At 42.8% G+C, this 13,588-nt stretch carries 8 protein-coding genes; 5 read left to right on the top strand and 3 right to left on the bottom strand.

Annotation, left to right across the window (positions count from 1 at the left end; translation table 11 throughout):
• Window position 1 precedes the first annotated feature (1 nt).
• From smc to ligA, 3 genes are all read left to right on the top strand, one after another.
• The gene (smc, locus tag FTV38_RS03650; protein WP_180021409.1) at window positions 2–3,451 is read left to right on the top strand and encodes a chromosome segregation protein SMC; all 3,450 of its coding nucleotides are present in this window, start codon (window positions 2–4) and stop codon (window positions 3,449–3,451) included.
• 1 nt (window position 3,452) lies between these two features.
• On the top strand, window positions 3,453–4,505 hold the full coding sequence (locus tag FTV38_RS03645) for a cell division protein ZipA C-terminal FtsZ-binding domain-containing protein (protein ID WP_180021407.1): 1,053 nt from the start codon (window positions 3,453–3,455) through the stop codon (window positions 4,503–4,505).
• Between the two features lie 98 nt (window positions 4,506–4,603).
• Window positions 4,604–6,637: an NAD-dependent DNA ligase LigA gene (gene ligA, locus FTV38_RS03640; RefSeq protein WP_180021405.1), complete on the top strand. Its 2,034-nt coding sequence runs from the start codon at window positions 4,604–4,606 to the stop codon at window positions 6,635–6,637.
• Window positions 6,638–6,879: 242 nt separating this feature from the next.
• Here ligA and FTV38_RS03635 read toward each other — a convergent pair whose 3' ends face one another.
• The 3 genes from FTV38_RS03635 to FTV38_RS03625 form a co-directional block, all read right to left on the bottom strand.
• Window positions 6,880–8,343, bottom strand: a complete 1,464-nt coding sequence (locus FTV38_RS03635) for an amino acid permease (protein ID WP_180021403.1) — start codon at window positions 8,341–8,343, stop codon at window positions 6,880–6,882.
• Complete coding sequence (locus FTV38_RS03630) at window positions 8,343–9,377, bottom strand: methyltransferase (protein WP_180021401.1); 1,035 nt, start codon at window positions 9,375–9,377, stop codon at window positions 8,343–8,345. The genes FTV38_RS03635 and FTV38_RS03630 overlap by 1 nt, the downstream gene beginning before the upstream one ends.
• 66 nt (window positions 9,378–9,443) lie before the next feature.
• Window positions 9,444–10,814, bottom strand: a complete 1,371-nt coding sequence (locus tag FTV38_RS03625) for a uracil-xanthine permease family protein (protein WP_180021399.1) — start codon at window positions 10,812–10,814, stop codon at window positions 9,444–9,446.
• Window positions 10,815–10,987: 173 nt separating this feature from the next.
• Between FTV38_RS03625 and typA the strand changes: the two genes are divergently transcribed.
• Entirely contained in the window at window positions 10,988–12,823 is a 1,836-nt protein-coding gene (gene typA, locus FTV38_RS03620) for a translational GTPase TypA (RefSeq protein WP_111884800.1), read from the top strand.
• A 290-nt stretch (window positions 12,824–13,113) separates the two neighbouring features.
• A complete protein-coding gene (mscL, locus tag FTV38_RS03615; RefSeq protein WP_180021397.1) occupies window positions 13,114–13,545 on the top strand; it encodes a large conductance mechanosensitive channel protein MscL in 432 nt (143 codons plus the stop codon).
• Window positions 13,546–13,588 lie beyond the last annotated feature (43 nt).

Here is a 13,588-nt window from a genome sequence, read left to right as displayed (position 1 = left end):
TATGCGTTTAAGCAGTTTAAAACTTTCCGGCTTCAAATCTTTTGCCGATAGCACAACTCTAAAATTTGAAGGCAACCGTAGTGCGGTTGTTGGACCGAACGGCTGTGGTAAATCCAATGTGATTGATGCCATTCGTTGGGTTATGGGTGAATCCAGTGCCCGTCAATTGCGTGGTGGCACCATGCAAGATGTTATTTTTACCGGAACGGCAAAGCGTAAACCAGTCGGAATGGCGAGTGTTGAACTGCGTTTTGATAACACCTATGGCAAGTTAGGTGGTGCTTATAATGCCTATACTGAACTGGCAGTTCGCCGTCAGGTCAATCGTGATGGTAAATCCGAATATTTCCTCAACGGCACCAAATGCCGCCGTCGTGATATTACTGATATTTTCTTAGGTACCGGTTTAGGTCCGCGTTCGTATGCGATTATTGAACAGGGCATGATCAACCGTTTGGTCGATGCCAAACCTGAAGAAATGCGTGTGTATATTGAAGAAGCCGCTGGGGTTTCTCGCTATCAAGCTCGTCGTCGTGAAACTTTACACCATCTAGAACACACCACTCAAAATTTAGAACGTCTCGAAGACATTGCATCAGAACTGAAGTCTCAGTTGAAAACCTTAAAGCGTCAGTCTGAAACGGCGGTGCAATATAAAGAATTAGAAACCCAAATTCGTACTATTAAGATCGAAGTGCTGTCTTTCCAATGTGAACAAAGCACGCGTTTACAGCAAGAATACACGCTTCAGATGAATGAGCTCGGGGAAACCTTCAAACTGGTGCGTTCTGAGCTGAATACTCTAGAGCATGACTTATCTTCCACCAGTGCTTTATTTCAACGGCTTATTCAACAGTCCACCCCATTACAAAGTGAATGGCAACAGGCGGAAAAGAAACTGTCTGAGTTGAAAATGACGCTGGAGCAAAAGCAGGGTTTATTTGCACAAAATTCGGCAAGTTTGGTGGAGCTTGAAAAGCAAAAAGCCCAAACCAAAGAACGTTTACAGCTATTAGAGTTACAACTGGAAACGCTGCAAGAACAGCAAGATGGATTTGTTGAGCAGTTACAGCGCCAAGAAAGCAGTAGTCAAGATCAGACTCAACAATTAGCCGATTTAAAAGCTCAGCATCAACAAGCGGTTCAACAATTTGAACAATGCCGTGGGCAAGTCGAAAAGCAGCAACAGCAAAAGCTACAGATGTTGGCGCAGAGTGAACAATTGACCAAAAATATTGGTCGTATTGAGCAACAACGTGAGACCCTGCAACAGCAAAGAGGTCAAATTCAGCATCAGGCGCAGCAAGATGAGTTGGAGCAGTATCAGCAAGATAAGCAACAGCTCGAACAACAAATTACGCAACAAGAGCAGGTGATTGCCGAAACGCAGACACAGCTTGCAGCTGCACAAGAACAGCAGGCACAGCACAAAAATACGGTGCTGCAGTTAAAGTCAGAAATACAGGTGCTGTTGTCCGAGCAGAAAAACCTAAATCAATTGATGATTAAAGCCAGTCCAAAGCAGCAAAGCCAGCGTCAACATTTAATGCAGCAGTTGCAGTTGAGCACGCAAGGTAAACAGCATGCGCAACTGGTCGAGAAATTTTTGTCTAAATGGCTGAGTGCTCAAGTCTTGGGACACAGTGATAATTTTCAAGACAGTATTGCACGTCAGGTCAAAGGCAGTTATCACACAGCAGCACAAATCGTTGGATTAGACGCTTTGGCGACGTGGATTGAAGCACCACAACTTTCGATCTGGCAGCAGGTCGCGATTGCTGAAACATTGACGATGGCATTGAGTCATCAGGCTAAACTGGCTGTTGGTCAGTCGATACTCACGCTCGATGGTTATCATGTCGGTGTGGATTGGGTGATTGGTCTAGACTATGACGAGGACAGCCAAGCAGGGCAAGGTGCATTGAGCCACCGTATTCGCTTGGATGAATTGATTGAATTACTTGCAGAGCAGCAGCCAAAGCTAACGCAACTAGAAGGCCAATTGCCTGAGTTGCAAAATGCCGTACAAGCTTTACAGCAAAATCTGCAACAGCAACATAGCCAATTAAAAAATTGGCAAAAAGACATTCAAAATGCTGATGTTGCGATTGCGAAGGTACAAAGTTCCCATCAGGCTTTTGCATTACAAAAGCAGCAGTTAGAAGATCAATTGCAGCAACTTGAAGCACAGCTTGAAGAAGATGCCATGCAAAAAGATGATTTGGAAATAGATCTGCATGCGCTGACGATGAAGCTTGAGCAAGCCTTGCCCAATTATAAAACCTTGCAATTCCAAGTTGAGGAATTGAGTCTAGCGCTGGAAAGTGCTCAGCAAGTGGCACTACACAGTCAGCAAGAATTGGAAATCGTGCGTCGTCAGTCTGTACAGACGAAACAACAGATTGAATTATTAGAAAAAGACACGGTCTTTTTGAAAGCGCAAACTCAGCAAATTATTGGACAGATGGAACAAGCAAAGAAATTTGTCGATCCGGTACAGTTAGAATTGCCTGCGCTTGAGTCACAGTATTCAGAGCAAGCCCAAGTCACTGAACGTTTACAAAAAACCTGGAATGACTGGCAGCTTGAACTGAATAATGTTCAGAGTAAACAACAGACATTGACTGAACAACGCCATTCACATCAACAGCAAGATGAAAAATTGCGTACGCAATTGGAAGAAAAGCGTCTAGCTTGGCAATCCGCGCAGTCTGATTTGCAGCATTATTCAGAACAATTGAAAGAAATGAACAGCGAAATGCTGACAGGTTTAAGCATTGATGTGGTATCCCATCAGCAAAAACTCGAAAAAGCGCAGCAGCAGTTTGATAAATTGGGTGCAGTCAACTTGGCTGCGGCAGAAGAATATACTGAAGTTTCTAAACGCTTTGATGATTTAAGCCACCAAATTGATGACTTGCAAAAGACTGTTGAGCAACTGCAAGCCGCGATGAAAAGCATTGATCAGGAAACGCGAAAGCTGTTTATGACCACCTTTGATAAGGTTAATGCTGAACTTCAAGAGTTGTTTCCGAAAGTATTTAATGGTGGTGAAGCAAGTTTAAGCCTTGAAGATGGTTGGCAATCGGGTGTAAAACTGATGGCACGACCACCGGGTAAACGAAATAGCTCTTTGGCATTATTATCGGGTGGTGAAAAGGCATTGACCGCATTGGCTTTGGTTTTTGCGATTTTCCGCCTAAATCCTGCGCCATTTTGCGTTTTAGACGAAGTCGATGCACCTTTAGACGATGCAAATGTAGGAAGATTTTGTAATCTTGTAAAAGAGCTTTCAGAACAAGTGCAATTTATCTACATTACACACAATAAACTGGCAATGACAATGGCAACTGACTTACTTGGTGTGACCATGCCAGAACCAGGAACTTCAAAATTAGTGACTGTGAATATTGAGCAGGCCAAAGAATACGGTTTAGCTGCGGAGGCATAACATGGAAATCACCACTATAGCTGGGATTGTAATCGCTGTAATTATCATGGTTGTGGGCATTCGAATGATGTTTCGTAAACCTGCGGATGCAGCGCCATCACTCGACACCGAATTACATATTGACCCTGATAGTCAGCAACCTGTTATTCCGCGCCATGTACGAAATCAGTTAAATACACCTGAAACCACGCAACGTGTAGAGCCGACTTTGGCTGAGGAAAAAGTCACAGCGGTTGAAACGACTGAAGCTGTTCAAGCGAATGTAACTCCAGAAGCAACGGCAACGGAACAAGCAGAGCAGAGCGCTGAGGCGACGGCAAAGACTGAGACGACTACGACGGATCCCGTTTCAGTTGAAAAAGCTCAAACTGCAACAGAAGACAATACATTGTCTACAGAAACAACAGAATCTGCAACGGTTGCAACTGTAGCCACCGATGCCAATCACGCAGCGACTCCTGCGACGAATGTTCAGGCTGACGCTGTTCCTGCAGAAAAAGCACCAGAATTTAGTGTAAATAGTGCAATTGAAAAAGCTGAAATTAGCGATTTTGATGAAGAAAGCAGTATTTTGGATGCTCATTTACATGAACAAAAAATTGTTGATGAAGAAAGTGCTTTAGCAACTGCGGAAACTTATATCGCCTTAAATGTGTTCCCGGATAGCCGTGCCTTGTCAGGTGAAAAAGCATTAAAAGTGTTGCTGAAGTACGGTCTGCGTTTTGGCGAAATGGCCTGTTTCCATCGCTATGATGAAGAAGGGACAAAGTTATTATTCTCTGTATTACAAATGAATAATGATGGCGCTGCGCAAGGTTTTGATCTTGAAACTTTATCGACTGAAGAAGTAAAAGGTTTGGCCTTCTTCTTGGCGCTTCCACACAGCGATGTACAAAATGCCTTTGATACTATGGACAGCATTTCACGTCTAATTGCACGTGAAATTGACGGTACTGTGTATGATCAAAATAACCAAGAATTTACACCGCAGATGCGTGAACATTGGCGTCATCAAGCGATTGATTATCGTCAAGGTCAAGCCATCGAAGTCTAAGCGTCTTTGATTGAAACTCACCGAGTGGGTTTCTATAATAGCAACAGATAATGAAATTTGAGGGCGGAGTATGAACCGCCCTTTTTTATGGTGAATGTATGACACAACAATCCACTGTCGTTGCACAGATGCGACAACTGATTCAACTCTTGGCGAAGCATAACCATGCCTACTATGTCATGGACACGCCAGAAATTGAGGACAGTGAATATGATCAACTTTTTCACCAATTAAAAGCGCTTGAAGAGCAATATCCTGAGCTAACTCAACCCGATAGCCCGACCAATAAAGTGGGTGGTAAAGCGCTCTCCAAATTTGAGTCGGTGACACATGCAGTACCCATGTTGTCATTGGGTAATGTATTTAATGCAGAAGATTTATTTGGCTTTGCACGCCGCGTAGAAGAGCGCTTACCGAATCAAAAAATTGAATATGATGTCGAATTAAAATTTGATGGGCTGGCGATTTCTCTTTGGTATGAAAATGGTATTTTGATCCGTGGTGTGACACGGGGCGATGGTGAAACAGGGGAAGATATTACCCAAAATGTAAAAACCATTCGTAATTTGCCTAAAGTACTGACTTCTACACAGACCAATATTCCAAGTCTGCTTGAAGTTCGTGGTGAAGTCCTGATGCCAAAGTCAGGCTTTGAAAAGCTCAATGCTGAAAACGAAGCCAATGGTGAAAAAACCTTTGCCAATCCACGAAATGCAGCAGCAGGAAGCTTACGTCAACTCGACCCTGCAATTGCGGCTTCACGTCCATTGGCTTTTTATGCTTATGGCATTGCACAGTGCGAACCACATCATGGTCAAACCACCATGTCTGCTAGCTTAGAATGGCTGACGCAGTTTGGTTTTGCTGTCGGTGAACGTCACTTTATTTGTGACAGCATTCAGGACGTACAAGCTGCGTATGAGCAAATGATCATTGATCGTCCAAGCCTGAGTGTTGAAATTGATGGCATGGTGATTAAGGTAAATAGCCTGAAGCAGCAGCAAACATTGGGTTTTTTAAGTCGTGAACCACGCTGGGCAACGGCATATAAATTCCCTGCAGTCGCAGCGCTGACGACAGTTGAAAATATTGATTGGCAAGTGGGGCGTACAGGGACTTTAACCCCAGTCGCGCGTTTAAACCCTGTGGCAGTCGGTGGCGTAACGGTTTCCAATGTCACTCTACATAATATTGGTGAAATTCACCGCCTAGATGTACGTGTAGGAGACACGGTCAGTGTCTACCGTAGCGGTGATGTGATTCCAAAAGTGGAAAAAGTATGGCCTGAATTCCGTCCTGTAGATACGGTAGAAGTTCAGTTACCTGCATGTTGTCCAGTCTGCGCATCTCCAGTGGTGATGCCAGAAGGTGAAGCCTTGGCACGTTGTTCAGGTGGATTGTACTGTGCTGCACAGCGTATTGAGGCGATTCGTCACTTTGTATCGCGTAAAGCTATGGACATTGAGGGCTTAGGCGACCGTTGGGCGGAATCTCTTTTACATTTGGATCTGCTCAAAGATGTTGCTGATATTTATAGCTTGCCTGAGCATCGTGAAAAATTACTGACCATTGAAAAAATGGGTGAAAAGTCGGTTCAAAACCTCATCGATTCTATTGAAAACAGTAAGAAAACGACACTAGGTGCATTTATTTATGCACTCGGTATTCGAGGCGTGGGTGAAACCACGGCACGCATGCTCGCCAATACCTTCCAAACCTTTGATGCGATTCGTCATGCAGATCTCGAATCCTTGAAAAAAACGCCAGACGTTGGTGATATTACCGCTGAATGGATTGTCGATTTTTTCCAAGCGCCGCATAACCTCGAAGTGGTTGATCGTTTGTTGGCAGCTGGGATTCATTGGGATGCACCCGTTGCACCAAGTCGTCAGCCGCTGAATGGCGAGAGTTGGGTGATTACAGGGACATTGAGTACCATGGGTCGTGATGAAGCGACGCAAATGCTTCAAGCCTTAGGCGCACGTGTCAGTGGTAGTGTTTCGGGTAAAACCAAATGTGTAGTTGCAGGTGAAAAGGCAGGTTCTAAATTAGAAAAGGCTGAAAAGCTGGGTGTACCTGTGATGAGCGAAGACGAGTTTATTGCCTTTGTACAACAGCATAATGCTTCTTAAGTATTGAAAATCAAACCTGAAAACGTAGTTACTTTTGAACAAACGCCTGATGCATTGCATTGGGCGTTTTTATTTTTGGTGCTTAACATGATTGAGTGAGCGTGTCAGTTGTTGGTGATAGATCAGACAGCATTCCTCAACATTACTCACGAAATATTTTGTTAAAGCGTGAATGTATTGAGACACAATTTTAGCCATAAAAAAAGCAGCTCTTAGGCTGCTTTTTTTATTTAGTGATCACATTATTCTTGATCAACTTTCATTGGTTTTACATCCATTTCTTGATAGGAAACCAACTTAGTTTTGTGTTTCCACTTATAACCGAACCAAATGGCAAGGAATAAGAAAATACCAATATAGGTAGAAACAACGGCCAACCATTCACCATCTAAAACGGCTTGATAGTTCTGACCAAGGACCACGATGGCACACAAAATAAAGGCAAACCACGGTGCAAATGGGAAGAATTTTGCACGGTAAGCAAGATCTTCCAATTTATTGCCTTGAGCCAAGTAGCCTTTACGGAAGCGATAATGTGAAACTGCAATACCGAGCCACACAATAAAGCCACACATACCTGACATGTTCAGTAACCAGTTAAAGACCGCTTGTTCACCGATAAATGTGGTTAAGAAGCACAGTGCCGCAATCGCCGTTGTTGCATAAAGCGCATTCATCGGTACGCCACGTGCATCTAAGCGACCAAAGACTTTCGGCGCACTGCCTTTACGTGCCATATCAAACAGCATACGAGTAGAGGAGTACATACCAGAGTTACCCGCTGATAAAATCGCAGTCAAGATCACCGCATTCATCACCGATGCAGCAAAAGCAAAACCTGCTTTTTCATACAGTAAGGTAAATGGTGATAGTGCAATATTTTCAGTAGATGCTGCTTGTAATAAACGTGGGTCATCATAGGCAATCAGTGTGCCGATAATGAAAATACACACGATATAAAACAACAAGATCCGCCAGAAAATTTGCTTGATGGCAATAGGAATGGTCTTTTCAGGATCTTTCGATTCACCTGCAGCCACACCAACCATTTCAGTCCCTTGGAAAGAGAAACCGGCAATCATGGCCACACCAATCAAGGCAGATAAACCGCCGACAAATGGGGCTTCACCCTTGGTCCAGTTGGCAAATGTTTCTACGCCCGGTGTCAGCATGATTTTGCCAATCATAAACAGGCCGATAATGATAAAGGCAACAATTGCGAGCACTTTAACAAGCGAGAAGAAGAATTCGGATTCACCGAAGCCTTTTACGGTCAGCGCATTAATGGCAAAGACGATTGCGAGGAAAATCGCACTCCAGTAGAAGCCCGGAATATCTGGAAACCAGAATTTCATAATGAATTGGACAGCAACCAATTCAAATGCCACGGTAATTGCCCAGTTATACCAATAGTTCCAACCCAAAGCGAAGCCGAAACCACCCTCGACATACTTTGTGCCGTAGGTAAAGAATGCACCCGAAGTTGGATTATGTGTTGCAAGCTCACCTAGACTGGTCATCAAGAAGTAAATCATTATACCAATTAAGCAGTATGCAAGCAGGGCGCCACCCGGGCCTGCATTGGCAATGGTTGCACCTGAGGCAAGGAATAAACCTGTACCAATTGATCCACCAATTGCAATCATGTTGAGATGGCGAGCACCCAACTTACGCTGAAGCTGAGCTGGTTTTTGAGTTTCGCTCATCATTGTTCCTTAAGATTTTTTTGCGTGCTCGCAAACAAGACTTTAAATCCTTGTTGGTCGGCTTTGATTGTACATTGACCATAATGTTGCTCAATTAAAGTCGGATAATTGAGGAATCGATTGGCTACAATCCAAAGTTCGCCCCCAGACTTTAAATGTCTGCGCGAAATTTTGCATAGATTTTCACTGGCATTGTAGTCGGTTTGAATCCCTTGATGGAAGGGTGGATTGCTGACTATGGCATGTAAAAATAATGGAGCATCCTCGATTCCTGTGACCGCTTTAATCTCAAGTTGTTCAGGTTCAAGCAAATTTTGTTCAAATGTCATTTGTGTAGACGCTAGTGCAAAGGCATCTACATCCATGGCAAAGATACGATTTTTAGGATTCAGTTTGGCTAAATAAGCACTGATAACACCCGCACCACAGCCAAAATCTGCAATTTTGCCCGAAGTCATCTGTGATAAATAAGGCAATAAGGTAGCCGTACCCACATCTAAACGGTTCTGGCTAAAGACACCCGGCAGTGCGCAAATCGTAAGCTCACCATTTGGGGTTTCAACTGGATATTTTTGCACCCAATCTTGCAGTGGCTTCAGTGTGACAGTTTTTTCCAATAGGGTTTGCCACATTTGACAGTGACGCGCGCTATCAATTTTTAGTGTTTTACCAAAGGGCTGTAATTGTTTTGCAGCGCGTTCAACACCGCCTTTTTTCTCACCCACGAGGAAAATAGATGCACCTTGAGCAAGATGACTTGCGACATTGTGTAATAAATAATTTAGCAGTTCTTTTGATTTCGGAACAAAAATAACCGCTTGATCAAACTGACCTTCAGGAAAATCGACACCAAAATGGACGTTTGACTGTTGATTTTGAAAGTACTGAAAATCATTAAAATTCCAGCACCAAATCGATGGCTTAATATTGTCATTCAATTGACTGAGTAAGTCATCTGTCGGTGCATTTACGAAAAGCACGCGATCTTGTAATAAATCGATCTGTCGTATAACGACTTCACTTGTGAGATCCATAGATTTCTCCATCATAAAAAACACTGCCTAGGGCGGAACCTAGGCAGTGTTCTTTGACAAATGAACTTACTTCTTCACTTCAGGAAGAACAATATTCAAAATAAGGGCAGCGATACCACCAGTGGCAACGCCTGAACTGAAGATATTACGGAACAATTCAGGAAGATGTTCAAGGATTTGTGGTACTTGTGCAACACCTAGACCCAATGCCAATGAAATCGCAATGATTAATAGTGCGCGGCGGTCTAAATGAATGCCTGACAAAATATTAATACCAGAGGCAGCCACAGCACCGAACATCACCATCACAGCACCACCAAGTACGGCTTGTGGAACCGCCTGAATGACACCTGCAACAGCAGGAAGTAAGCCTAAAATAACCAATAAGGCAGCAATCCAAATGCCTACATAGCGGCTTGCAACACCTGTTAACTGAATAACACCGTTGTTTTGCGCAAATACAGAACTTGGGAACGTGTTAAAGATACCGGCAAGGAATGAGTTTGCACCATTCACCAATACACCACCTTTAATACGCTTCATCCATTCAGGGCCATCTACAGCTTGATTTGAAAGCTTAGAAGTCGCGGTAATATCGCCAATCGCTTCTAAAGATGTCACAAGGTAGATAAATGCCATTGGAATGAATAAGCTCCAAGAGAAGCTCAGGCCAAAGTGCATCGGTGTTGGAATTTGAACCAGTGGCGCATCTTTTAAACCATCAAAGTTTAAATGACCCATAAAGCCTGCAAGGATGTAACCCACGACTAAGGCAATTAGGATGGCAGAACTTTTTACCCATGTAATACGCACACGGTTCAATAAAATGATCAGTGCCAAAACGGTACATGACATGATGAGGTTGTCTGCATTGGCAAATGTTTTATTGCCCATGGCTTGATAACCACCACCCATGCTGATCAGGCCTTCTTTAATTAAAGTCAGACCAATCAATAGCACCACAATACCTGTTACCAATGGGGTAATCAGTTTTTTCACCCAAGGTAAGATTCGTGACACACCCATTTCAATGAATGAACCCGCGATCACCACACCAAAGATAGATGCCATAACTGCTTCTACAGGTGTACCTGCCGCAACCATTGCAGAACCAATACCGATAATAGGACCAATAAAGTTAAAGCTGGTTCCTTGTACAATCAGGAGACCTGCACCAAATGGGCCGACTTTTTTACATTGTAAAAAGGTTGCGATACCAGAGATCACCAATGACATCGACAGAATCATATTGGTGTCTTCTTTTGACACACCAAGTGCCAAACAGATCAGCAGACCCGGCGTCACAATTGGGACAATAATGGCCAATAAATGTTGGAACGCAGCGAGAAAAGCAATAAAAGGTTTTGGTCGATCATTCAATCCATAGACTAAATCGAGTTGATCTTTTGCTTCGGGAGATTGGTTTAAATCAGACATGCGGCACTGAAAATTAAGGCTAGGTGGCGCTATTCTAATCTGTTTACACAGCTTTACAAAACCAAAAGCGTGCCAGTCGTCAAAAAAAATGCGATTGTCAATAAACTGTCACTACTAAAATCTATATTTTTTCTGTATAATTTGCCCTCAAACTTTAGGCGTATCGAATTCACATGTCAGATATTAAAACTCTCCGTAACATTGCCATCATCGCGCACGTCGACCATGGTAAAACTACTCTTGTAGACAAACTTTTACAGCAATCAGGTGCTCTTGGCGATCGCGCAGGCGAGATCGAACGTGTAATGGATTCTGGCGCTATTGAAAGTGAACGTGGTATTACCATTCTTGCAAAAAACACTGCAATCAAATGGTTAGACAAGCGTACTAACACTGAATACCGTATTAATATCGTGGATACCCCGGGACACGCCGACTTCGGTGGTGAAGTAGAACGTGTAATGTCAATGGTTGACTGCGTACTTCTTCTTGTTGACTCTCAAGAAGGCCCAATGCCACAAACTCGTTTTGTAACGCAAAAAGCGTTCGCACGTGGTTTGAAACCAATCGTAATTATTAACAAAGTCGACAAGCCAAACGCTCGTCCAGACTGGGTAATTGACCAAGTGTTCGATTTGTTCGACAACCTTGGTGGTTCTGACGAACAGTTAGACTTCCCAGTTGTATATGCTTCAGGTCTTCGTGGTGTGGCTGGTCCATCTCCAGAAGAACTTGCTGAAGACATGACTCCATTGTTCGAAACAATTGTAGACATCGTTGAACCACCAGCGGTTGACGTTGACGGTCCATTCCAAATGCAAGTGTCTTCACTTGACTATAACAGCTTCGTAGGTGTTATCGGTGTTGGTCGTATTCAACGTGGTTCAGTGAAATTAAACACTCCTGTAACTGTAATCGACAAAGACGGTAAAACACGTAACGGTCGTATCTTAAAAATCATGGGTTACCATGGATTAGAGCGTATCGATGTTGAATCAGCTTCTGCTGGTGACATCGTTTGTGTAACGGGTATTGATGAACTTCATATCTCTGACACAATCTGTGATCCAAAAGCAGTTGAAGCTTTACCTGCACTTTCTGTAGACGAACCTACAGTATCGATGACTTTCCAAGTAAACAACTCACCGTTTGCTGGTAAAGAAGGTAAATTCGTAACTTCACGTAATATCCGTGAACGTCTAGATCGCGAATTGATTCACAACGTAGCATTACGTGTTGAAGATACTGACAGTCCTGACCGTTTCAAAGTGTCTGGTCGTGGTGAGCTTCACCTTTCAGTTCTTATTGAAAACATGCGTCGTGAAGGCTTCGAAATGGGCGTATCACGTCCACAAGTAATCATCAAAGAAATTGATGGTGAAAAACAAGAGCCATACGAAAACGTAACTTTTGACGTTGAAGAGCAGCACCAAGGCGCTGTAATGGAACAAATGGGTCACCGTAAAGGTGAAATGACCAATATGGAAGTTGACGGTAAAGGCCGTATCCGTATTGAAGCAACTGTTCCTTCACGTGGTTTGATTGGTTTCCGTTCTGAATTCTTAACAATGACTTCAGGTACAGGTATCATGACTTCAAGCTTCTCGCACTACGGTCCAATGAAACAAGGTACTGTTGCGAAACGTCAAAACGGTGTGTTGATTTCTATGGTTCAAGGTACTTGCTTGGGCTATGCACTATTCAGCTTACAAGACCGTGGCCGTCTATTCGCTAAACCTCAGTTAGAAGTTTATGAAGGTATGATCGTTGGTATTAACTCACGTTCAGACGACATGACTGTTAACCCAACTAAAGCGAAACAGCTAACTAACGTACGTGCTTCTGGTACTGATGATGCGTTGACTCTTGTTCCGCACATTGAATTTACGCTTGAACAAGCGCTTGAATTCATTGAAGACGACGAATTAGTTGAAGTAACACCTAAGTCAATCCGTATCCGTAAACGCTGGTTGACTGAAAACGAACGTAAACGTAACCGTAACGGTTAATTTTACAGTTTCAAAAAAACCGCTGACTTAGGTTAGCGGTTTTTTTATGCATGGGTGTTTTGAATAAAAATGCAAAAATTGAATGACTTTATTCATTTAATTCGACATGTATAATTTTGATAAATCCTTTTTAATAGAATGTATTACCAAAATCAAAAATGTTTTGTGTGAATTTTTATACATGGTATTTAGAATCTAATATAAACCAAGTAAATTAGGTGGAAATAGTTATACAGATATAATGTATACTTCGTCACAAAATTAAAGCTGAAAAAATTTCTGGAGATCACATGAGTATTATTCAAGAATTTAGAGAATTTGCCATAAAAGGCAACGTGATGGACTTGGCTGTCGGTGTCATCATTGGTGGTGCTTTCGGTAAAATCATCGATTCCATGGTAAAAGACATTATCATGCCTTTTATTTCTTGGATCCTTGGTGGTGACGTTGATTATTCAAATTGGTTCGTTGTATTAGGCGATAATCCAAATAACCTCACCACGCTCAAAGCTGCACAAGATGCAGGCCTTAATGTTTTGGCTTACGGTAACTTCTTAACTATCTTAATCAACTTCTTGCTTTTGGCATGGGTCGTATTCTGGTTAGTGAAATTGATGAACAAAGTGCGCCGTCAAAAAGTTGAAGAGCCAGCTCCAGAAGCAACACCAGAAGATATCGAATTGCTACGTGAAATTCGTGATGAATTAAAACGTAAAGGTTAATCCTTTAGCAGTGAAAACGGCACTTTGAAGTGCCGTTTTTTAT

This window comes from Acinetobacter sp. YH16044 (genome assembly GCF_013417145.1).
In the GTDB taxonomy this organism is placed as follows: Bacteria; Pseudomonadota; Gammaproteobacteria; order Pseudomonadales; family Moraxellaceae; genus Acinetobacter; species Acinetobacter amyesii.
The sequence above is the reverse complement of the archived record's forward strand: the minus strand, read 5'-3'. Positions and strand labels throughout refer to the sequence as shown.